Raw genomic sequence first — 22690 nt, 5'->3', positions numbered from 1 at the left:
ACCCCTTAACGCTTGGCTTTCTTGTCTGCCACGTGCCCACGGTAAGTGCGGGTACCGGCAAACTCGCCTAGTTTGTGGCCGACCATGTCTTCGTTAACGAGAACTGGGACGTGGAGACGACCGTTGTGTACAGCGATGGTCAAACCGACCATTTGTGGCAGGATCATCGAACGACGCGACCAGGTTTTCACCGGTTTGCGATCGTTCTTTTCCGCCGCCACTTCGATCTTCTTCAGTAGGTGAAGATCAATAAAAGGACCTTTTTTCAGAGAACGTGGCACTGTCGTATCCCTCTATTTACTTGCGACGACGGACGATCATTTTGTCGGTACGCTTATTACCACGAGTCTTCGCGCCCTTAGTCGGGAAGCCCCATGGCGATACCGGATGACGACCACCAGAGGTACGACCTTCACCACCACCGTGTGGGTGGTCAACCGGGTTCATGGCAACACCACGAACGGTTGGGCGAACGCCACGCCAGCGTTTGGCACCAGCTTTACCCAGCGAACGCAGGCTGTGCTCGGAGTTCGAGACTTCACCCAGGGTCGCGCGGCATTCAGCCAGCACTTTACGCATCTCACCAGAACGCAGACGCAGGGTCACGTAGACACCTTCACGAGCGATCAGCTGAGCCGAAGCACCAGCGGAACGAGCGATTTGCGCGCCTTTACCTGGCTTCAATTCGATGCCGTGTACGGTGCTACCAACTGGAATGTTGCGCAGTTGCAGAGCGTTGCCCGGCTTGATCGGTGCCAAAGCACCTGCGATCAGCTGGTCGCCAGCGCTCACGCCTTTAGGGGCGATGATGTAGCGACGCTCGCCATCTGCGTACAGCAGCAGAGCGATGTGAGCAGTACGGTTTGGATCGTATTCAATGCGCTCGACAGTGGCACTGATGCCATCTTTGTCGTTGCGACGGAAATCGACCAGACGATAATGCTGCTTATGGCCACCACCAATGTGACGAGTGGTAATACGACCATTGTTGTTACGACCACCAGTCTTCGATTTTTTCTCGAGCAGCGGTGCGTGAGGAGCGCCTTTATGCAGCTCCTGGTTGACCACCTTGACCACAAAACGGCGGCCAGGGGAAGTCGGTTTGCATTTAACGATTGCCATGATGCACCCCTTCCTTACTCAGCACTGCTGCTGAAATCGAGATCTTGGCCTGGCTGAAGGGAGATAACTGCCTTCTTCCAGTCATTACGCTTGCCCAGACCGCGAGCAGTGCGCTTGCTCTTACCCAGAACATTCAGGGTAGTAACACGCTCTACTTTCACGCTGAACAGGCTTTCGACGGCCTTCTTGATTTCCAGCTTGGTTGCGTCAGTTGCAACCTTGAAAACAAACTGGCCTTTCTTGTCAGCCAGAACCGTAGCCTTTTCGGAAACGTGCGGGCCAAGCAGAACTTTAAATACGCGTTCCTGGTTCATCCCAGCAGCTCCTCGAATTTCTTCACGGCCGACACGGTGATCAACACCTTGTCGTATGCGATCAGACTAACTGGATCGGAACCTTGCACATCACGTACATCGACGTGTGGCAGGTTGCGAGCAGCCAGGTACAGGTTCTGATCAACAGCTTCAGACACGATCAAAACGTCGGTCAGGCTCATGTTGTTCAGTTTGCCCAGCAGATCTTTGGTTTTTGGACTTTCAACAGCGAAGTCCTGAACCACGACCAGACGATCAGTACGTACGAGTTCAGCAAGGATGGAGCGCAGAGCTGCGCGGTACATCTTCTTGTTGAGCTTCTGCGAGTGATCCTGTGGACGAGCTGCGAAAGTGGTACCACCGCCACGCCAGATTGGGCTACGGATTGTACCGGCACGAGCACGGCCAGTACCTTTCTGACGCCAAGGGCGCTTACCGCCACCACGAACGTCGGAACGGGTCTTTTGCTGCTTGCTACCTTGACGGCCGCCGGCCATGTAGGCCACGACTGCTTGGTGAACCAGCGTCTCGTTGAATTCGCCGCCAAATGTCAGTTCGGAAACTTCGATCGCTTGAGCGTCATTTACATTTAATTGCATGTCAGCTTCCCCTTAACCGCGAGCCTTGGCCGCTGGACGTACAACCAGGTTGCCGCCAGTAGCGCCAGGAACAGCACCCTTGACCAACAACAGATTGCGTTCAGCGTCGACGCGCACTACTTCGAGGGACTGCACGGTCACGCGCTCAGCGCCCATATGACCGGACATTTTTTTGCCCTTGAATACACGACCAGGAGTCTGGCACTGGCCAATAGAGCCCGGGACGCGGTGGGAGACGGAGTTACCGTGAGTGTTGTCTTGACCACGGAAATTCCAACGCTTGATCGTACCCTGGAAGCCTTTACCCTTGGACTGACCGGTTACATCAACCAGTTGACCAGCGGCGAAGATTTCAGCGTTGATCAGATCGCCAGCCTGGTAGTCACCATCTTCAAGACGGAACTCCATAACAGTGCGACCAGCTGCAACGTTTGCTTTAGCGAAGTGACCTGCTTGAGCAGCAGTCACACGCGAAGCACGACGCTCGCCGACAGTGACTTGCACTGCACGATAGCCATCGGTCTCTTCAGTTTTGAACTGGGTGACGCGATTCGGTTCGATCTCAATGACCGTGACCGGAATGGAGACACCTTCTTCGGTGAAAATACGGGTCATACCGCATTTACGACCGACTACACCAATAGTCATGTTGTAAACCTCATGAGTGTACGGGGCTTTCACCCGCTATGGCCGCCCATTTCAGAGCGTTACACGACTAAGACCCAAGTCTTAGCCGAGGCTGATCTGTACTTCCACACCGGCCGCCAGATCAAGCTTCATAAGTGCATCAACGGTTTTATCCGTTGGCTGGACGATGTCCAGTACGCGCTTATGAGTGCGGATCTCGTACTGGTCACGCGCGTCTTTGTTGACGTGCGGGGAGACCAGAACGGTGAACCGCTCTTTACGGGTAGGCAGTGGAATTGGACCACGCACTTGAGCACCAGTACGTTTCGCGGTTTCCACGATTTCCTGGGTGGATTGGTCGATCAGGCGATGGTCAAAAGCCTTCAACCTGATACGGATTTGCTGATTTTGCATTGGATTTCAGACTCCGGCTGCTATTCCCACCGAGCGCAATACGCCCGTTAAAAGGAGGCGCAATTCTATAGACGCCCCAGATGGGTGTCAACCCAATAAAAAAGGCCCCCGCTAAGCGGGGGCCTTCTCAAAACATCGAAACCATCTCAGAAGAGATAATTACTCGATGATTTTAGCTACAACGCCAGCACCAACGGTACGGCCGCCTTCACGGATAGCGAAGCGCAGACCGTCTTCCATTGCGATGGTTTTGATCAGGGTAACAACCATTTTGATGTTGTCGCCTGGCATAACCATTTCAACGCCTTCCGGCAGTTCGCAGTTACCAGTCACGTCCGTAGTACGGAAGTAGAACTGTGGACGGTAGCCTTTGAAGAACGGAGTGTGACGACCGCCTTCTTCTTTGCTCAGCACATACACTTCAGCTTCGAACTTGGTGTGCGGCTTAACCGAACCTGGCTTAACCAGAACCTGGCCACGCTCAACGTCGTCACGCTTGGTACCACGCAGCAGAACGCCGCAGTTCTCGCCAGCACGACCTTCGTCGAGCAGTTTACGGAACATTTCAACACCGGTGCAGGTGGTGACAGTAGTGTCACGCAGACCAACGATTTCCAGTGGATCTTGAACCTTGACGATACCGCGCTCGATACGACCAGTCACAACAGTACCGCGACCGGAGATCGAGAATACGTCTTCGATTGGCATCAGGAACGGCTTGTCGATAACACGGACTGGATCTGGGATGTAGCTGTCCAGAGTCTCAACCAGTTTACGAACGGACGTGGTGCCCATTTCGTTATCGTCTTTGCCTTCCAGAGCCATACGAGCAGAACCGATGATGATCGGAGTGTCGTCGCCTGGGAAGTCGTAAGTGCTCAGCAGATCGCGCACTTCCATCTCAACCAGTTCCAGCAGCTCAGCGTCGTCTACCAGGTCAGCCTTGTTCAGGTAAACCACGATGTACGGAACGCCTACCTGGCGGGACAGCAGGATGTGCTCACGGGTTTGTGGCATCGGACCGTCAGCGGCCGAGCAAACCAGGATTGCGCCGTCCATTTGAGCAGCACCGGTGATCATGTTCTTCACATAGTCAGCGTGACCTGGGCAGTCAACGTGAGCGTAGTGACGGATCAGCGAGTTGTATTCAACGTGAGCGGTGTTGATGGTGATACCACGAGCTTTTTCTTCTGGCGCGCTGTCGATCTTGTCGAAGTCAACAACAGCCGAACCGAAAATCTCGGAGCAAACACGAGTCAGAGCAGCAGTCAGCGTAGTTTTACCGTGGTCAACGTGACCGATGGTGCCAACGTTGACGTGCGGTAGGGAACGATCAAATTTTTCTTTAGCCACGACAATTAACTCCTTGCCTAAAGGACTGAATCAGCCTTGTTTTTTGGATACAGTTTCAGCGATGTGCGCCGGAGCTGTGTTGTATTTTTTGAATTCCATAGAGTAGCTTGCGCGACCCTGGGACATGGAGCGAACGTCGGTCGCATAACCGAACATCTCACCCAACGGAACCTCGGCGCGAATCACTTTGCCGGAAACCGTGTCTTCCATACCCAAGATCATGCCGCGACGACGGTTAAGGTCGCCCATGACATCACCCATATAGTCTTCAGGTGTAACAACTTCTACCGCCATGATTGGCTCAAGCAACTCACCACCGCCCTTCTGGGCCAGTTGCTTGGTTGCCATGGAAGCAGCCACCTTAAACGCCATCTCGTTGGAGTCGACGTCGTGGTAAGAACCGTCAAAAACGGTTGCTTTCAGGCCGATCAGCGGATAGCCGGCAACAACACCGTTCTTCATCTGCTCTTCGATACCCTTCTGGATAGCAGGGATGTATTCCTTAGGAACAACACCACCTACTACTTCGTTCACGAATTGCAAACCTTCCTGACCTTCGTCAGCAGGAGCAAAACGGATCCAGCAGTGACCGAACTGACCACGACCACCGGACTGACGAACGAATTTGCCTTCGATTTCGCAATTCTTCGTGATGCGCTCACGATAGGAAACCTGAGGCTTACCGATGTTGGCTTCGACGTTGAACTCACGGCGCATCCGGTCAACCAGGATGTCCAGGTGCAGCTCGCCCATGCCAGAGATGATCGTTTGACCAGTCTCTTCATCAGTCTTAACGCGGAAAGATGGATCTTCCTGAGCAAGTTTGCCCAGAGCGATACCCATTTTTTCCTGGTCATCCTTGGTCTTAGGCTCTACGGCAACCGAAATAACCGGCTCCGGGAAGTCCATACGAACGAGGATGATTGGCTTGTCAGCGTTGCACAAGGTTTCACCAGTGGTGACGTCCTTCATGCCGATCAAGGCCGCGATGTCACCAGCGCGTACTTCCTTGATCTCTTCGCGGGCGTTTGCGTGCATTTGCACCATACGACCCACGCGCTCTTTCTTGCCTTTAACCGAGTTGATCACGCCGTCGCCGGAGTTCAACACGCCCGAGTAAACGCGGACGAAGGTCAAGGTACCCACGAATGGGTCAGTGGCAATTTTAAATGCCAGAGCGGAGAACGGTTCTGCGTCGTCTGCATGACGCTCCAGCTCGATAGTCTCGTCATCCGGGTCAGTACCCTTGATGGCAGGAATATCAACCGGCGCCGGCAGGTAGTCGATCACAGCATCGAGAACCAGGGGAACACCCTTGTTCTTGAACGAGGAACCGCAAACAGCCAAGACGATCTCACCAGCGATAGTACGCTGACGCAGAGCGGCCTTGATTTCCGCGTTGGTGAGCTCTTCACCTTCGAGGTACTTGTTCATCAGCTCTTCGTTGGCTTCGGCCGCAGCTTCAACCATGTTGTTGCGCCATTCGTCAGCCAGTTCCTGCAGTTCAGCAGGGATAGGCTTGCGAACAGGAACCATACCTTTGTCAGCATCGTTCCAGTAAACAGCTTCCATGGTCACCAGATCGATCTGGCCCTGGAAATTGTCCTCGGAACCGATAGCCAATTGGATTGGCACCGGGGTGTGACCCAGACGCTGCTTGATCTGACCGATCACGCGCAGGAAGTTGGCGCCAGCACGGTCCATCTTGTTTACGTAAACAAGACGTGGAACGCCGTATTTGTTGGCTTGACGCCATACGGTTTCCGACTGAGGCTCAACACCCGAGGTACCGCAGAACACAACGACAGCGCCATCGAGTACGCGCAGGGAGCGTTCAACTTCAATGGTGAAGTCTACGTGGCCCGGGGTATCGATGACGTTGAAGCGGTGCTCATCCTTGTACTGCTTCTCGGAACCTTTCCAGAAGGCGGTAATAGCAGCAGAAGTAATGGTAATACCACGCTCCTGCTCCTGAACCATCCAGTCTGTGGTCGCGGCGCCATCATGCACCTCGCCCATCTTGTGACTTTTGCCGGTGTAAAACAGTACGCGCTCGGTGGTGGTAGTTTTACCAGCATCCACGTGAGCAACGATACCGATGTTACGGTAGCGGCTAATCGGAGTAGTACGAGCCATAAAGCCCTCGCAAAATTAGTGAAGCTAAGATTAGAAGCGGTAGTGCGAGAAAGCTTTGTTAGCTTCAGCCATACGGTGCACGTCTTCACGCTTCTTAACAGCAGCACCTTTACCTTCAGCAGCGTCCAACAGTTCGCCAGCCAAACGCAGGGCCATAGACTTCTCGCCGCGCTTACGGGCGAAGTCTACCAACCAGCGCATTGCCAGAGCGTTACGACGGGACGGGCGAACTTCAACCGGAACCTGGTAAGTAGCACCGCCTACACGGCGCGACTTCACTTCGACCAGCGGAGCGATGGCGTCGAGAGCTTTCTCGAAGATTTCCAGGGGGTCGCTGTTCTTGCGTTCTTTAACCTTTTCCAGCGCGCCATAAACGATACGCTCGGCAACGGCTTTTTTGCCGCTTTCCATCACGTGGTTCATGAACTTGGCCAGAATTTGGCTTCCGTATTTTGGATCGTCAAGCACTTCGCGCTTGGCTGCTACGCGTCTTCTTGGCATGGATAAGCCCTCAAACGGTCTTCAGGTTCGCTCGGAATCTGTGCCCTTTCGGGACACCTCCGACCTTACTCTTATCGACTCAGAAAATAAGATGATTCAGTTTTACAAAAAGCCGCTACTACTTAGGCTTCTTGGTACCGTACTTCGAACGACCCTGGTTACGACCTTTAACGCCGGAGGTATCCAAGGAGCCGCGTACGGTGTGGTAACGAACACCTGGCAAGTCTTTTACACGACCGCCGCGGATCAGTACCACGCTGTGCTCTTGCAGGTTGTGACCTTCACCACCGATGTACGAGGAAACCTCGAAACCGTTGGTCAGGCGCACACGGCATACTTTACGCAGTGCCGAGTTAGGTTTTTTCGGCGTAGTGGTATACACACGGGTGCATACGCCACGACGTTGCGGGCAGTTCTGCAGCGCAGGCACGTCGGATTTCTCGACGATACGCTTACGCGGCTGACGTACCAGCTGGTTGATAGTTGCCATCTACTAGCTCCACTGTTGTCTTGCGACGCTATTGTCTTGCAAGAAAAGCAAAATGGCAGGAACGAATTCCCGCCAAATTTAGGGGTACAAGAGTCTAAAGAGGATCTTGTCCCCAGTCAAGGCAAGGCCCCGACCTCCCCTCTCGCCGAACCGGGGCAAAACTGCCTCGATCCGACGAATGGGGCTGCCAGGGCCCGGACTTATCTACCGCAGAACTCAGTTACCGCTTGAGTTCAGCGCTTCGGTCAGTGCAGCTTCCACTTCACTGGCGCTTACGCGCAACGGCTTGTCAGCTTCACGGCGGCGCTTACGCTCGCTGTGGTAAGCCAAACCGGTACCTGCCGGGATCAAACGACCCACGACCACGTTCTCTTTCAGGCCGCGCAGGTAATCGCGCTTGCCGGTTACCGCTGCTTCGGTCAGTACGCGAGTGGTCTCCTGGAAGGAGGCCGCCGAGATGAACGACTCAGTGGACAACGACGCCTTGGTGATACCCAGCAACACACGAGTGAACTTGGAAACGAATTTCTCGTCGCCAGCCAGACGCTCGTTCTCTACGAGTACGTGAGTCAGTTCCATCTGGTCGCCCTTGATGAAACTGGAATCGCCGGATTCAGCGATTTCAACTTTACGCAGCATCTGACGCAGGATGGTCTCGATGTGCTTATCGTTGATCTTCACGCCTTGCAGACGGTAAACGTCCTGGATCTCGTTAACGATGTACTTGGCCAGCGCACTCACACCCAGCAGACGCAGGATGTCGTGTGGATCGCTCGGGCCGTCGGAGATAACTTCGCCGCGGTTTACCTGTTCGCCTTCGAAGACGTTCAGGTGACGCCACTTCGGAATCAGCTCTTCGTACGGATCGGTACCGTCGTTCGGGGTAATGACCAAGCGGCGCTTGCCTTTGGTCTCTTTACCGAATGCGATGGTGCCGCTGACTTCAGCCAGAATCGACGCTTCTTTCGGACGACGAGCTTCGAACAAGTCGGCAACACGCGGCAGACCACCGGTGATGTCACGGGTCTTCGAAGTTTCTTGCGGGATACGAGCGATAACATCACCGATCGCGATCTTCGCACCATCCGCTACACCGACCAAGGCGTTGGCTGGCAGGAAGTACTGAGCGATTACGTCAGTGCCTGGCAACAACAAGTCCTTGCCGTTGTCATCGACCATCTTCACGGCAGGACGAATGTCTTTACCGGCAGCTGGACGATCTTTCGCGTCGAGTACTTCAATGTTGGTCATACCGGTCAATTCGTCAGTCTGACGCTTGATCGTGATGCCTTCTTCCATGCCCACGTAGGTCACGGTACCTTTCATTTCGGTAACGATTGGGTGAGTGTGCGGATCCCACTTGGCCACGATTGCGCCAGCGTCGACCTTGTCACCTTCTTTAACCGAAATCACAGCACCGTACGGCAGCTTGTAGCGCTCACGCTCACGACCGTAGTCATCAGCGATTGCCAGCTCACCGGAACGGGATACAGCAACCAGGCAACCATCCACTCGCTCAACGTGTTTCAGGTTGTGCAGACGGACAGTACCGCCATTCTTCACCTGAACGCTGTCAGCTGCGGAGGTCCGGCTTGCCGCACCACCGATGTGGAACGTACGCATGGTCAGCTGGGTACCCGGCTCACCGATGGACTGGGCAGCAATAACGCCGACCGCTTCACCGATGTTCACCTGGTGACCACGAGCCAAGTCACGGCCGTAGCACTTGGCGCAAATGCCGTAGCGGGTTTCGCAGCTGATCGGCGAGCGAACAATCACTTCGTCGATGCTGTTGAGTTCGATGAACTCGACCCACTTTTCGTCTACCAGGGTGCCGGCAGGAACGATGATTTCCTCGGTGCCTGGCTTGAATACGTCACGGGCGATTACTCGGCCCAGTACGCGCTCACCCAACGGCTCTACAACGTCGCCGCCTTCGATGTGTGGAGTCATCAGCAGACCGTGCTCGGTACCGCAGTCGACTTCAGTCACAACCAAGTCTTGCGCAACGTCTACCAGACGACGAGTCAGGTAACCGGAGTTAGCGGTCTTCAACGCGGTATCCGCCAAACCTTTACGAGCACCGTGAGTGGAGATGAAGTACTGAAGTACGCTCAAACCTTCACGGAAGTTCGCAGTAATCGGCGTTTCAATGATGGAACCGTCCGGCTTGGCCATCAGGCCACGCATACCGGCGAGCTGACGGATCTGCGCAGCAGAACCCCGTGCGCCCGAGTCGGCCATCATGTACATCGAGTTGAACGACTCTTGATCGACTTCTACGCCATGACGGTCGATAACTTTCTCTTTCGAGAGGTTAGCCATCATCGCCTTCGACACTTCGTCGTTGGCCTTGGACCAAAGGTCGATCACTTTGTTGTACTTCTCGCCCTGGGTTACCAGGCCGGAGGCGTACTGGCTTTCGATCTCTTTCACTTCATCAGTAGCAGCATTGATGATTTGAGCTTTTTCATCCGGGATAACGAAGTCGTTAACGCCGATGGAAACGCCGGAAATGGTCGAATAAGCAAAGCCGGTGTACATCAACTGGTCAGCGAAGATCACGGTCTCTTTCAAACCAACCACGCGGTAGCACTGGTTGATCAGCTTGGAGATCGCCTTTTTCTTCATCGGCAAGTTGACGACGTCGTACGACAGGCCTTTTGGCACAACTTGATACAGCAGCGCACGGCCGACGGTGGTGTCGACGATACGGGTGCCGCTCACGCTGCCGCCATCACGGTCATTGACGGTTTCGTTGATCCGCACTTTAACCTTGGCGTGCAGTGCGGCTTCGCCGGCACGGAACACACGGTCAACTTCCTGCAGGTCAGCGAATACGCGGCCTTCGCCCTTGGCGTTGATCGCTTCACGGGTCATGTAGTACAGACCCAATACAACGTCCTGCGACGGAACGATGATTGGCTCACCGTTGGCTGGCGACAGAATGTTGTTGGTCGACATCATCAACGCACGCGCTTCCAACTGGGCTTCCAGTGTCAGCGGTACGTGCACGGCCATTTGGTCGCCGTCGAAGTCGGCGTTGTACGCAGCACAGACCAGAGGGTGCAGCTGGATAGCCTTACCTTCGATCAGTACCGGTTCAAACGCCTGGATACCCAGACGGTGAAGGGTCGGTGCACGGTTGAGGAGAACCGGGTGTTCGCGAATCACTTCAGCGAGAACGTCCCAAACCTCTGGCAGCTCGCGCTCGACCATTTTCTTGGCCGCTTTGATGGTGGTCGCGAGACCGCGCATTTCCAGCTTGCCGAAGATGAACGGCTTGAACAGCTCAAGCGCCATCTTCTTAGGCAGACCGCACTGGTGCAGACGCAGGGTCGGGCCTACGGTAATTACCGAACGACCGGAGTAGTCAACACGCTTACCGAGCAAGTTCTGACGGAAACGACCTTGCTTACCCTTGATCATGTCAGCCAGGGATTTCAGAGGACGCTTGTTCGAACCGGTAATAGCACGGCCACGACGACCGTTGTCGAGCAGAGCATCGACCGCTTCTTGCAACATACGCTTTTCGTTGCGCACGATGATGTCCGGAGCAGACAGATCGAGCAGGCGCTTCAAGCGGTTGTTACGGTTGATCACGCGGCGGTACAGGTCGTTGAGGTCGGACGTCGCGAAACGACCACCGTCCAACGGTACCAGCGGACGCAGGTCTGGCGGCAGAACCGGCAGAACGGTCAGCACCATCCACTCTGGCAAGTTGCCGGAACCCTGGAAGGCTTCCATCAACTTCAGACGCTTGGACAGCTTCTTAATTTTGGTTTCGGAGTTGGTTTGCGGAATTTCTTCACGCAGACGGCCAATCTCGTGTTCCAGGTCGATAGCGTGCAGCAGTTCACGGACAGCTTCGGCACCCATGCGGGCATCGAAATCGTCACCGAACTCTTCCAGCGCTTCGAAATACTGCTCGTCGTTCAGCAGCTGACCTTTTTCAAGGGTGGTCATGCCTGGGTCGATAACGACGTAGCTCTCGAAGTAGAGAACGCGCTCGATATCACGCAGGGTCATGTCCATCAGCAAGCCGATACGGGACGGCAGCGATTTCAGGAACCAGATGTGGGCAACCGGCGAAGCCAGCTCGATGTGCGCCATGCGCTCACGACGAACTTTGGCCAGTGCAACTTCAACGCCGCACTTCTCGCAGATCACACCACGGTGCTTCAAGCGCTTGTACTTACCGCACAGGCACTCGTAATCCTTAACCGGGCCAAAGATCTTGGCGCAGAACAGGCCGTCACGCTCAGGTTTGAACGTACGGTAGTTAATGGTTTCCGGCTTTTTAACTTCACCGAACGACCACGAACGGATCATCTCAGGCGATGCCAACCCAATACGGATGGCGTCGAACTCTTCGACTTGACCCTGGTTTTTCAGCAAATTCAGTAGGTCTTTCAAGGCCTTTCCTCCTGGCGGAGCAGAGAGCGGGCTGTACAGCCCCGCTCTCGATTCGCGTCACGTGTTATTCGGTTTCCAGATCGATATCGATGCCGAGGGAACGAATTTCTTTGATCAACACGTTGAAAGACTCGGGCATGCCCGGCTCCATACGGTGATCGCCGTCCACGATGTTTTTGTACATCTTGGTCCGACCGTTCACATCGTCCGACTTCACTGTGAGCATTTCTTGCAGAGTGTAAGCAGCACCGTATGCTTCCAGTGCCCAGACCTCCATCTCCCCGAAACGCTGACCACCGAACTGAGCCTTACCACCCAGCGGCTGCTGGGTAACCAGGCTGTACGAACCGGTAGAACGAGCGTGCATCTTGTCGTCTACCAAGTGGTTCAGCTTCAGCATGTACATGTAGCCAACAGTAACCGGGCGCTCAAACTTGTTGCCGGTACGGCCGTCGAACAGCTGCATCTGGCCGCTTTCTGGCAGGTCTGCCAGTTTCAGCATGGCCTTGATTTCGCTTTCCTTGGCACCGTCGAACACCGGGGTAGCCATTGGAACGCCGCCGCGCAGGTTCTTCGCCAGATCCAGAATTTCCTGGTCGGTGAAGGTGTCCAGCTCTTCGTTGCGACCGCCGATCTCGTTGTAGATCTCGTGCAGGAACTTACGCAGGTCAGCAACCTTGCGCTGCTCTTCGATCATACGGTTGATCTTCTCGCCCAGACCTTTAGCCGCGAGGCCCAGGTGGGTTTCAAGGATCTGACCAACGTTCATACGCGAAGGTACGCCCAACGGGTTGAGGACGACGTCGACCGGGGTGCCATTGGCATCGTGCGGCATGTCTTCAACCGGCATGATCACGGAGACCACACCTTTGTTACCGTGACGACCGGCCATCTTGTCGCCCGGCTGGATGCGGCGACGGATTGCCAGGTAAACCTTGACGATTTTCAGCACGCCTGGAGCCAGGTCATCGCCCTGCTGCAGTTTGCGCTTCTTGTCCTCGAACTTGTCGTCCAGCAGACGGCGACGATCAACGATGTAAGCCTGAGCTTTCTCGAGCTGCTCGTTCAGAGCATCTTCAGCCATGCGCAGTTTGAACCACTGGCCGTGCTCAAGACCGTCGAGAACTTCGTCGGTGATGTCCTGACCTTTCTTCAGACCTGCGCCGCCTTCAGCCTTGCGGCCTACCAGAGCGGAACGCAGACGTTCGAAGGTCGCGCCTTCAACGATACGGAACTCTTCGTTCAGGTCCTTGCGGATCTCGTCGAGTTGGGTCTTCTCGATGGACAGTGCACGAGCATCACGCTCAACGCCGTCACGGGTGAAGACCTGTACGTCGATGACTGTACCCTTGGTACCGGTAGGTACACGCAGGGAGGTGTCTTTAACGTCGCTGGCTTTTTCACCGAAGATGGCACGCAACAGCTTCTCTTCCGGAGTCAGCTGGGTCTCGCCTTTCGGAGTGACCTTACCTACCAGAATGTCGCCTGCGCCAACTTCAGCACCTACGTAAACGATACCGGCTTCGTCCAGTTTGTTCAGTGCAGCTTCACCCACGTTCGGGATGTCTGCAGTGATTTCTTCAGGCCCAAGCTTGGTGTCACGCGCCACGCAGGTCAGTTCCTGAATGTGGATCGTGGTGAAACGGTCTTCTTGTACAACTCGTTCCGACAGGCAGATGGAGTCTTCGAAGTTGTAACCGTTCCAGGCCATGAACGCGATGCGCATGTTCTGACCCAGTGCCAGCTCACCCATATCGGTGGACGGGCCGTCAGCCATGATGTCGCTGCGCTGAACCCGATCACCCTTGCTCACCAGCGGACGCTGGTTGATGCAGGTGTTCTGGTTGGAGCGGGTGTATTTGGTCAGGTTGTAGATGTCGACACCGGCTTCGCCAGTTTCAACTTCGTCATCAGCAACACGAACCACGATACGGCTGGCATCAACGGAGTCGATCACGCCGCCACGACGAGCCACGACGCAAACGCCGGAGTCACGCGCTACGTTACGCTCCATGCCAGTACCTACCAGCGGCTTGTCAGCACGCAAAGTCGGTACAGCTTGACGCTGCATGTTGGAACCCATCAACGCACGGTTGGCGTCATCGTGTTCCAGGAACGGGATCAGCGACGCTGCAACCGAAACTACCTGCTTGGGCGACACGTCCATCAAGGTGACGTCTTCCGGCGCCTTGACGGTGAACTCGTTCAAGTGACGAACAGCTACCAGCTCGTCGATCAGCATTTTCTTGTCGTTCATCGTGGCCGAAGCCTGAGCGATCACGTGATCAGCTTCTTCGATAGCGGACAGGAACACGATCTCGTCGGTGACCAGAGCGTCTTTCACCACACGGTACGGGCTCTCAAGGAAGCCGTACTGGTTGGTGCGCGCATAAGCAGCCAGGGAGTTGATCAGACCGATGTTCGGACCTTCCGGCGTTTCGATCGGGCAAACACGACCGTAGTGCGTCGGGTGTACGTCACGAACTTCAAAGCCTGCACGCTCACGGGTCAAACCGCCAGGGCCGAGTGCGGAAACACGGCGCTTGTGGGTGATCTCGGAGAGCGGGTTGTTCTGGTCCATGAACTGCGAGAGCTGGCTGGAACCGAAGAACTCTTTCACCGCCGCAGCCACTGGCTTGGCGTTGATCAGGTCTTGCGGCATCAGGCCTTCGCTTTCGGCCATCGACAGCCGCTCTTTGACCGCACGCTCAACACGTACCAGGCCAACGCGGAACTGGTTTTCAGCCATTTCGCCTACACAGCGAACACGACGGTTACCCAAGTGGTCGATGTCATCGACGATGCCTTTGCCGTTACGGATATCGACCAGAGTCTTCAGTACCGCGACGATGTCTTCCTTGCACAACACGCCCGAACCTTCGATCTCGGTACGACCGATACGACGGTTGAACTTCATCCGGCCGACCGCAGACAGGTCATAGCGCTCAGGGCTGAAGAACAGGTTGTTGAACAGGGTCTCGGCAGCGTCTTTGGTCGGTGGCTCGCCAGGACGCATCATGCGATAGATCTCGACCAGCGCTTCCAATTGGTTGCTGGTGGAGTCGATCTTCAGTGTGTCGGAGACAAACGGACCGCAGTCGATATCGTTGGTATACAGGGTTTCGATCCGAACGACCTGAGCCTTGGCGATTTTGGCCAGGATCTCGGTGTTCAGCTCGGTGTTGCACTCAGCCAGGATTTCGCCGGTGGCTGGGTGAACGATAACCTTGGCGGTCGTACGACCCAGAACATAGTCCAAAGGCACGTCGAGCGACTTGATACCGGCTTTTTCGATCTGGTTGATGTGGCGCGCAGTAATACGGCGACCAGCCTCAACGATGACCTTGCCGTTTTCATCCTGGATATCCAGGACGGCAATTTCACCACGCAGACGCGAAGCAATCAGCTCCAGACTGAGAGTTTCACCCTTCAGGCTGAATACGTTGGTGGTGTAGAAAGCGTCCAGCACTTGCTCAGTGGTATAGCCGAGCGCGCGCAGCAGTACCGAGGCCGGCAGCTTGCGACGACGGTCGATACGCACGAACACGCAGTCTTTCGGGTCGAACTCGAAGTCCAACCACGAACCGCGGTACGGAATGATCCGCGCGGAGTAAAGGAGCTTACCGGAGCTGTGCGTCTTGCCGCGGTCGTGGTCGAAGAACACGCCCGGGGAACGGTGCAGCTGGGAAACGATCACACGCTCGGTACCGTTGATAACGAAGGTACCGTTTTCAGTCATCAGTGGGATTTCGCCCATGTAGACTTCTTGCTCTTTGATGTCCTTGATCGCTTTGTTCGACGATTCTTTGTCGAAAATGATCAGGCGGACTTTTACCCGCAAAGGTACGGCGTACGTAACACCGCGCAACACGCATTCTTTGACATCAAATGCCGGTTCGCCCAGGCGATAACCCACGTACTCCAGCGCAGCATTGCCGGAGTAGCTGATGATCGGGAAAACGGATTTGAAGGCCGCATGCAGGCCCACGTCGCGGAACTGATCTTTGGTCGCTCCCGCCTGCAAGAATTCACGATACGAATCCAGCTGGATAGCCAGAAGGTACGGGACATCCATGACGTCCGGCAACTTGCTAAAGTCCTTGCGGATACGTTTTTTCTCAGTATATGAGTAAGCCATCAGCGTTCCCCAGCTTGGTCACCTGCTTGTTTGGCCCCTCCGACGGGAGCAGCCAGAAAATCTTGCAAACCCCATGGTTTGCACCACCGCATCGGGTGGCTACAGCGCGTTTATGGCGGCGACCGAGTCGACAGCCAATAACGGAAAAAGGCCGGTGGCAAGAGCCACCAGCCATCAGCCTTCAGCTTAACGCTTGGGCTGGAAACGCAAGGTCGATACTTACTTCAGCTCGACTTTAGCGCCTGCTTCTTCCAGAGTGGCCTTAGCCTTGTCAGCTGCGTCTTTCGACACTGCTTCCAGAACCTGGGCAGGAGCGCCGTCAACTACAGCCTTGGCTTCTTTCAGGCCCAGACCGGTCAGTTCACGTACTGCCTTGATCACGTTTACTTTCTTCTCGCCAGCTTCCAGCAGCATGACGTTGAATTCGGTTTGCTCTTCAACCACGGCAGCAGCAGCAGCTGGACCAGCGGAAGCAGCGGCAGCGGAAACGCCGAATTTTTCTTCGAAAGCTTTGATCAGCTCAACAACCTGCAGAACCGACATTTCAGCTACGGCGTTGAGGATATCGTCTTGGGAGATAGACATTGCTGTATTTCCTGAATTGGGGGACGGCCTACGCGGCCATCGAAATAAACAAAAAAACGCGAGAGAATTTGCTCAGCCTTAGGCCGCGGCAGCTTCTTTTTGCTCGCGAACTGCGGCCAGAGTACGAGCCAACTTGCTGGTAGCGCCTTGAATCACGCTCATCAGCTGAGAAATAGCTTCGTTACGGGTCGGCAGTGTTGCCAGTACGTCGATTTGGTTAGCTGCGAGGAACTTGCCCTCGAACGCAGCTGCCTTGATCTCGAACTTATCCTGACTCTTGGCGAATTCCTTGAACAAACGGGCAGCAGCGCCTGGATGATCAGTGGAGAATGCGATCAGAGTCGGGCCGGTGAACACGTCGTTGAGGACACTGTATTCAGTGTCAGCAACAGCGCGCTTGAGCAGGGTGTTACGTACAACACGTACGTAGACGCCAGCTTCACGAGCCTCTTTACGGAGTCCGGTCATAGCGCTTACTGTCACACCACGGGCATCAGCCACGACAGCGGACAGAGCAGCTTTGGCAGCCTCGTTGACTTCAGCGACGATGGCCTTCTTGTCTTCGAGATTAATTGCCACGGGTTTAACTCCTGCTTGTTACCGTTTCATCTGGCCTGAGCCGGATGTCGTTTTGGTGTCTGATTCGGTAAGGAACCGGGAGCACCATCTGCGTAGGCTTTTGGTTTAAGGCTTGCGCCGCCTACGGTCTTGGATAGCCCCCGCCAGGCAGGGACCCCAATTTTTTCAATTGACGCAATCGCTTGCGCCAACGTGTGTCTTATACGTCCAGCGAGCCTTGGTCGATGACCAGACCTGGGCCCATAGTGGTGCTCAGGGTAACGCGCTTGACGTAGATACCTTTCGACGAAGCTGGCTTGATACGCTTCAGATCAGCGATCAGGGCTTCAACGTTTTCCTTCAGCTTGACGGCGTCGAAGCCGACTTTGCCAACGGAAGTGTGAATGATGCCGTTTTTGTCGGTGCGATAACGAACCTGACCAGCCTTGGCGTTTTTAACCGCGGTGGCTACGTCTGGCGTTACGGTGCCGACTTTAGGGTTAGGCATCAGACCACGTGGACCGAGGATCTGACCCAACTGACCTACAACGCGCATAGCATCCGGGGATGCAATAACTACGTCATAGTTCAGGTCGCCGCCTTTCATTTCGGCAGCCAGGTCGTCCATGCCAACGCGATCAGCGCCGGCGGCCAGAGCAGCTTCAGCTGCCGGGCCTTGGGTGAAGACAGCAACACGTACAGTCTTGCCAGTACCGTGTGGCAGCACAGTAGCGCTACGAACGACCTGGTCGGATTTACGTGGGTCAACACCCAGGTTTACAGCAACGTCAACGGACTCGCTGAACTTGACAGTCGACAGCTCGGTCAGCAGAGCAGCAGCGTCTACAAAATTGTAGGCCTTGCCCGCTTCGATTTTACCGGCGATAGCCTTTTGGCGCTTGGTCAGCTTAGCCATTACACACCCTCCACGTTAAGGCCCATGCTACGAGCAGAACCGGCGATGGTACGCACGGCTGCATCCATATCAGCTGCAGTCAGATCCGCGTTTTTGGTTTTCGCGATTTCTTCCAGCTGAGCACGAGTTACGGTGCCAACCTTAACGGTGTTAGGACGAGCGGAACCGCTAGTCAAACCAGCAGCTTTCTTCAACAAAACCGAAGCCGGGGTCGACTTGGTTTCGAAAGTAAAGCTACGGTCGCTGTACACAGTGATGATCACTGGAGTCGGCAGACCAGGCTCAATACCCTGAGTACGGGCGTTGAAGGCCTTGCAGAATTCCATGATGTTCACGCCGTGTTGGCCCAGAGCTGGACCGACAGGTGGACTTGGGTTGGCCTGAGCGGCCTTCACTTGCAGCTTGATGTAAGCGGTAATCTTCTTGGCCATGAGGCACTCCAATTACGGGTTCAAGCGCCTCGAAAGGCTCCCCGGTTACTTGCGCGTATATCCCAGTGACGACAAAACCCCACAGCCTATGGCTGCGGGGTTGGGATGCTTGCTCAGTTAGACCTTTTCGACCTGACTGAACTCCAACTCTACCGGAGTAGAGCGTCCGAAAATGAGCACCGCCACTTGGATCCGGCTCTTTTCGTAGTTAACTTCTTCGACGGTACCGTTGAAATCAGCAAACGGACCATCTGTGACACGAACAACCTCCCCCGGCTCGAACAACGTCTTCGGCTTGGGCTTGTCGCTGCCGTCAGCAACGCGACGCAGAATTGCTTCTGCCTCTTTGTCAGTGATCGGAGCAGGTTTATCAGCGGTACCGCCGATGAAACCCATAACACGAGGAGTGTCCTTGACCAAGTGCCAAGTACCTTCATTCATGTCCATCTGAACCAGCACGTAGCCAGGGAAGAACTTGCGTTCACTTTTGCGCTTCTGACCATTCCGCATTTCAACCACTTCTTCAGTGGGAACCAGAATTTCGCCGAAGCCATCTTCCATGCCTGCCAGCTTTACGCGCTCCAGCAAAGAGCGCATAACATGCTTCTCGTAACCCGAGTAAGCATGCACAACGTACCAACGCTTAGCCACGGGACACCCTTAGCCAACAATCAAGGAAACAAGCCAGCCGAGCAGGGAATCGAGCCCCCACAACAGCAACGCCATAACCAGAACAACAGCCACTACGATCAACGTGGTCTGCGTGGTTTCTTGGCGAGTCGGCCAAACGACTTTACGGATTTCGGTGCGAGCTTCCTTTACCAGGACCGCGAAAGACTTGCCCTTGGCAGTCTGCAGGCCCACAAAGGCAGCTACAGCAGCAAGGGCAAGCAAAGCAAGTACACGGTACAGGATCGGCGAAGCAGAATAGTACTGATTGCCAACAACGCCTACGACCACCAAGGCGACTACAACGAGCCACTTGACTAGATCGAAACGAGAGCTTTGAGCTTCAGCCTTAGGAGTCATCTATGAAGATCCTGTGAAAAGAAAGCCAGACACACCACGTGAATCTGGCAGGTCAGGAGGGAATCGAACCCCCAACCTACGGTTTTGGAGACCGTCGCTCTGCCAATTGAGCTACTGACCTAAAACAAAATCAGGCCGACCATTATGCAGGCCTGAAAAAGACTTTACAACAACCAACCCCAAGACACTTGAAATCACCAAGCAACAAAGCAAGGCACAACACAATCAAGCCGAGGTAGCTGTTAAAACAAAGGCAGATATTTTCATATCTGCCTTGTTATATGGAGCTCTTGAGCGGATTTGAACCGCTGACCTCACCCTTACCAAGGGTGTGCTCTACCAACTGAGCTACAAGAGCAAAACACCGTGCACAACCTGCAAACTTGGAGCGGGTAGCGGGAATCGAACCCGCATCATCAGCTTGGAAGGCTGAGGTTCTACCACTAAACTATACCCGCGGAGCTTGCAGCTCACGCTAAAATGGTGGAGGGGGAAGGATTCGAACCTTCGAAGTCGTAGACGTCAGATTTACAGTCTGATCCCTTTGGCCGCTCGGGAACCCCTCCTAAGCGAGCCGGCATTCTACATCACGCCGGCCTTCTGTCAAGCATTTTCTCATTTAAAAATATGAGGTTAGCTGCGTTGACCTTCGCTTCACACCGTAGACCGTTAAGGTCTTCACTGCGAAGCGGGCGCCATTCTATGCAAACTATTCGAGAGTTGCAACGCCTTCGCACAACAATATTTTATGTTTTAACTCATTGAATTCCTTAGCAAGGTTTTCAAAGGGCAGATCGTCGGCCAAGCGTCTGCTTTCCGGGGCGACACGAAGCCAGTACCCCGAAGCTTCAGACGTATTCAACAACTGGACCTTAGACTTGATGTCCAGACTCATGAGGCGCTGCTCGACCGACTGAGCTTGCCGCTGATCAGCGAACCCCCCGATATACAGACATGTATTTTGCGCATCGGGAGCTTTTGCTCGATCGCGACGCACCACGGAGTCAGCAGACTCGCTTAATAGCCGGATATCCTGCTGAGAACCCCGGTAAAGACTCAGGGGAGTGACATCCTTGGCGCGTAACGGAGCCTCTTGTTGATGCCAAATGTAATAAAAGGCATTGAGAACGAGCAGAAGCAGAAACAGCCAACGCATAAATACCTCAGGACAAAGGGCACGCCATCGCTAGACCCACAAAAACCAGATCCGGCACTAGCCGAGCCTGCGGTACCGCATCCGAGACCAGGTCAGCATCCCCGCCAGTCAAGAACACGGTGAAGTCATCACCCCAGTAATTTTGGGCCAATTCAAGCTGAGTGAGCACGAACCCTCTGAGCATCAGCGTACAACCACGCTCAACAGCCTCCACGGTTGTGCGACCTGGAGACAATCGCTCAACAGCTCTTTCGGCAGCAGCGTCGTCATAGCGAATCTTGCGTGTGTGCGTGCGCAACTGGTTGCGCATCAGGGGCATTCCCGGGCAAATGAACCCACCAAGATGCTCGCCATCGGCGGCGATAAAATCTGCAGTTGCTGCGGTGCCAAAATCGAGCACCAGGCACGCACCCGAAGCTAACTTAAACCCACCCAGCATTGCCAGCCAACGATCAAGTCCTAGCCGCTCGAACTCGTCATAACCGTTGCGCACTCCCGCCATCTCCCGCGCAGAGGTCGCACACGATACAGCCACCCCAAAGGCGCTCTCCAATGCCTTGACCAGCTCGTGGGTCTCATCCGCCGCCCGAACACTCACAAGGCGGCAACGCGTCAGCAACAAACCGGGAATCGCGATCAGGCTTTCAATCAATGCGACATCAGAACCAACCACCCCTCCTACGGAGGCATTAGCCTTACTCGACTCAAGCACACGCCACTTGATAAAACTATTTCCACAGTCGAGCTCAAGAATCATGACGCAACCTCAGGCTTAACTCACCACCGCTGTATATTTTCTCGACACCATCAACACTCAAACGCAGAGCGCCCTGGCGATCAACACCAAGCACCACTCCATCTATCTGGTTCACACCTGCAATGAGGGACACCGCCTTTCCTTGCCACAAGTGATGTTGTTCCCACTCGTCCTGGAGTGCGGCGAATCCTGAAGACTTATGCCGATCAAGGTAGGCCTGCAGCTGCAGACTCAGTTGTGCAACCAGATAATTACGGTCGATCGGAGACCCCTTTTCGAGCCCCACAGAAGTCCATTGCTGATCGACCTCTGCAGCCTTCTGCATATTCACATTAATGCCTATCCCCAGCACAACGTGACAGATATCAGCAGGATCCCCGACCAGCTCGAGCAAGATACCTGCAATTTTCTTCTGACCAACCAGCACATCGTTTGGCCACTTTAACGCCGCACCTTGCACACCCACCCCTCGCAGCGCGTGCATAACTGCAAGCCCTACAACAAGGCTGAGACCCTCCAATTGCCGCAACCCACCCTCAATACGCAACACAAGGCTGTAATACACATTCTGCGCAAATGGGCTGACCCAGGTACGACCTCGTCGCCCCCTTCCCGCCGTTTGCTGCTCGGCAAGCACTAGAAATGGCGCGGAACAGCCTGCCCCAACAAGGCGCAAAGCTTCTGCGTTGGTCGAATCTATTGATTCTGAAATATGGATCGGCCACGTCAAAGGCGCGGCATTTTCGGCGATGCCTTCAGCATTCAAAAGCACCAGCGGCGAAGCAAGCTGATACCCCTTGCCACGAACTTTATGGATGGGCAGACTTAATTCAGCCTCAAGATTCTGGAGTTGTTTCCAGACAGCACTACGACTGACGCCCAGGGCAGCGCCCAGCGCTTCTCCGGAATGGAATCGGCCATCTTTCAAGAGTTTCAACAACGTCAGCATGCAAGTATCGCCTCACAATGAGGCAGGCATGATAGCCATGCGTAACGCCATTGCATAGAAATGGCCTGACTTTAGCGCCGAAGAACGCCCTAAGATGGCTTGGCTCACTTTCCGACCGCCCAAAACAAAACCCCTGCTTGCGTTAGCAAACAGGGGTTCTGGAATTTAATCTTGACGATGACCTACTCTCACATGGGGA

General features: G+C 54.8%; 21 protein-coding genes and 4 tRNA genes. All 25 read right to left on the bottom strand.

Features of this window, described 5'->3' with window-relative positions:
* Positions 1 to 5: 5 nt before the first annotated feature.
* The gene (gene rpsS / locus Q7C20_RS01945) at positions 6 to 281 is read right to left on the bottom strand and encodes a 30S ribosomal protein S19 (RefSeq protein WP_003232420.1); all 276 of its coding nucleotides are present in this window, start codon (positions 279 to 281) and stop codon (positions 6 to 8) included.
* Between the two features lie 16 nt (positions 282 to 297).
* On the bottom strand, positions 298 to 1122 hold the full coding sequence (rplB, locus tag Q7C20_RS01940) for a 50S ribosomal protein L2 (protein ID WP_003176423.1): 825 nt from the start codon (positions 1120 to 1122) through the stop codon (positions 298 to 300).
* 14 nt (positions 1123 to 1136) lie between these two features.
* A complete protein-coding gene (rplW, locus tag Q7C20_RS01935; RefSeq protein WP_002555488.1) occupies positions 1137 to 1436 on the bottom strand; it encodes a 50S ribosomal protein L23 in 300 nt (99 codons plus the stop codon).
* Positions 1433 to 2035 carry a 50S ribosomal protein L4 gene (gene rplD / locus Q7C20_RS01930; protein ID WP_003176424.1) on the bottom strand — a complete coding sequence of 201 codons (603 nt, stop codon included), beginning with the start codon at positions 2033 to 2035 and terminating at the stop codon, positions 1433 to 1435. The genes rplW and rplD overlap by 4 nt, the downstream gene beginning before the upstream one ends.
* Positions 2036 to 2047: 12 nt before the next feature.
* A complete protein-coding gene (rplC, locus tag Q7C20_RS01925) occupies positions 2048 to 2683 on the bottom strand; it encodes a 50S ribosomal protein L3 (RefSeq protein WP_003194649.1) in 636 nt (211 codons plus the stop codon).
* Positions 2684 to 2764: 81 nt separating this feature from the next.
* A complete protein-coding gene (gene rpsJ, locus Q7C20_RS01920) occupies positions 2765 to 3076 on the bottom strand; it encodes a 30S ribosomal protein S10 (protein WP_003186070.1) in 312 nt (103 codons plus the stop codon).
* A gap of 159 nt (positions 3077 to 3235) precedes the next feature.
* The gene (gene tuf, locus Q7C20_RS01915; RefSeq protein ID WP_095109688.1) at positions 3236 to 4429 is read right to left on the bottom strand and encodes an elongation factor Tu; all 1194 of its coding nucleotides are present in this window, start codon (positions 4427 to 4429) and stop codon (positions 3236 to 3238) included.
* Positions 4430 to 4459: 30 nt separating this feature from the next.
* Positions 4460 to 6565, bottom strand: a complete 2106-nt coding sequence (gene fusA, locus Q7C20_RS01910; protein WP_076016466.1) for an elongation factor G — start codon at positions 6563 to 6565, stop codon at positions 4460 to 4462.
* A 30-nt stretch (positions 6566 to 6595) separates the two neighbouring features.
* Positions 6596 to 7066 (bottom strand): 30S ribosomal protein S7, encoded by a 471-nt coding sequence (gene rpsG, locus Q7C20_RS01905; protein WP_002555493.1) that lies wholly within the window; start codon positions 7064 to 7066, stop codon positions 6596 to 6598.
* A gap of 118 nt (positions 7067 to 7184) precedes the next feature.
* Positions 7185 to 7556 (bottom strand): 30S ribosomal protein S12, encoded by a 372-nt coding sequence (gene rpsL, locus Q7C20_RS01900; RefSeq protein WP_002555494.1) that lies wholly within the window; start codon positions 7554 to 7556, stop codon positions 7185 to 7187.
* Positions 7557 to 7772: 216 nt separating this feature from the next.
* A complete protein-coding gene (rpoC, locus tag Q7C20_RS01895) occupies positions 7773 to 11972 on the bottom strand; it encodes a DNA-directed RNA polymerase subunit beta' (RefSeq protein WP_375064883.1) in 4200 nt (1399 codons plus the stop codon).
* 64 nt (positions 11973 to 12036) lie between these two features.
* Positions 12037 to 16110, bottom strand: a complete 4074-nt coding sequence (gene rpoB / locus Q7C20_RS01890; RefSeq protein WP_375064881.1) for a DNA-directed RNA polymerase subunit beta — start codon at positions 16108 to 16110, stop codon at positions 12037 to 12039.
* 219 nt (positions 16111 to 16329) lie between these two features.
* Positions 16330 to 16695 carry a 50S ribosomal protein L7/L12 gene (gene rplL, locus Q7C20_RS01885; RefSeq protein ID WP_092230792.1) on the bottom strand — a complete coding sequence of 122 codons (366 nt, stop codon included), beginning with the start codon at positions 16693 to 16695 and terminating at the stop codon, positions 16330 to 16332.
* A gap of 78 nt (positions 16696 to 16773) precedes the next feature.
* Positions 16774 to 17274 carry a 50S ribosomal protein L10 gene (gene rplJ, locus Q7C20_RS01880; RefSeq protein ID WP_276195110.1) on the bottom strand — a complete coding sequence of 167 codons (501 nt, stop codon included), beginning with the start codon at positions 17272 to 17274 and terminating at the stop codon, positions 16774 to 16776.
* A 199-nt stretch (positions 17275 to 17473) separates the two neighbouring features.
* Complete coding sequence (gene rplA / locus Q7C20_RS01875) at positions 17474 to 18169, bottom strand: 50S ribosomal protein L1 (RefSeq protein WP_003232403.1); 696 nt, start codon at positions 18167 to 18169, stop codon at positions 17474 to 17476.
* Positions 18169 to 18600 (bottom strand): 50S ribosomal protein L11, encoded by a 432-nt coding sequence (gene rplK, locus Q7C20_RS01870; RefSeq protein WP_003210097.1) that lies wholly within the window; start codon positions 18598 to 18600, stop codon positions 18169 to 18171. Before rplK ends, rplA begins: the two co-directional genes overlap by 1 nt.
* Before the next feature lie 117 nt (positions 18601 to 18717).
* Positions 18718 to 19251, bottom strand: a complete 534-nt coding sequence (gene nusG, locus Q7C20_RS01865; RefSeq protein WP_003176436.1) for a transcription termination/antitermination protein NusG — start codon at positions 19249 to 19251, stop codon at positions 18718 to 18720.
* A 9-nt stretch (positions 19252 to 19260) separates the two neighbouring features.
* Positions 19261 to 19629 carry a preprotein translocase subunit SecE gene (secE, locus tag Q7C20_RS01860; protein ID WP_003232399.1) on the bottom strand — a complete coding sequence of 123 codons (369 nt, stop codon included), beginning with the start codon at positions 19627 to 19629 and terminating at the stop codon, positions 19261 to 19263.
* A gap of 45 nt (positions 19630 to 19674) precedes the next feature.
* Positions 19675 to 19750 (bottom strand) — tRNA-Trp (locus Q7C20_RS01855).
* Positions 19751 to 19911: 161 nt separating this feature from the next.
* Positions 19912 to 19987, bottom strand: a tRNA-Thr gene (locus Q7C20_RS01850).
* Between the two features lie 26 nt (positions 19988 to 20013).
* A tRNA-Gly gene (locus tag Q7C20_RS01845) sits at positions 20014 to 20087 on the bottom strand.
* Positions 20088 to 20110: 23 nt separating this feature from the next.
* Positions 20111 to 20195 (bottom strand) — tRNA-Tyr (locus Q7C20_RS01840).
* A 143-nt stretch (positions 20196 to 20338) separates the two neighbouring features.
* A complete protein-coding gene (locus tag Q7C20_RS01835; RefSeq protein WP_375064863.1) occupies positions 20339 to 20785 on the bottom strand; it encodes a hypothetical protein in 447 nt (148 codons plus the stop codon).
* A 7-nt stretch (positions 20786 to 20792) separates the two neighbouring features.
* Entirely contained in the window at positions 20793 to 21542 is a 750-nt protein-coding gene (locus Q7C20_RS01830; RefSeq protein ID WP_375064861.1) for a pantothenate kinase, read from the bottom strand.
* Complete coding sequence (gene birA / locus Q7C20_RS01825; RefSeq protein ID WP_375064859.1) at positions 21532 to 22491, bottom strand: bifunctional biotin--[acetyl-CoA-carboxylase] ligase/biotin operon repressor BirA; 960 nt, start codon at positions 22489 to 22491, stop codon at positions 21532 to 21534. The genes Q7C20_RS01830 and birA overlap by 11 nt, the downstream gene beginning before the upstream one ends.
* Between the last annotated feature and the right edge of the window lie 199 nt (positions 22492 to 22690).

Source organism: Pseudomonas sp. AMR01, from assembly GCF_041946035.1.
Lineage (GTDB): Bacteria > Pseudomonadota > Gammaproteobacteria > Pseudomonadales > Pseudomonadaceae > Aquipseudomonas > Aquipseudomonas antarctica_B.
This window is presented reverse-complemented; position numbering and strand designations above follow the sequence as displayed.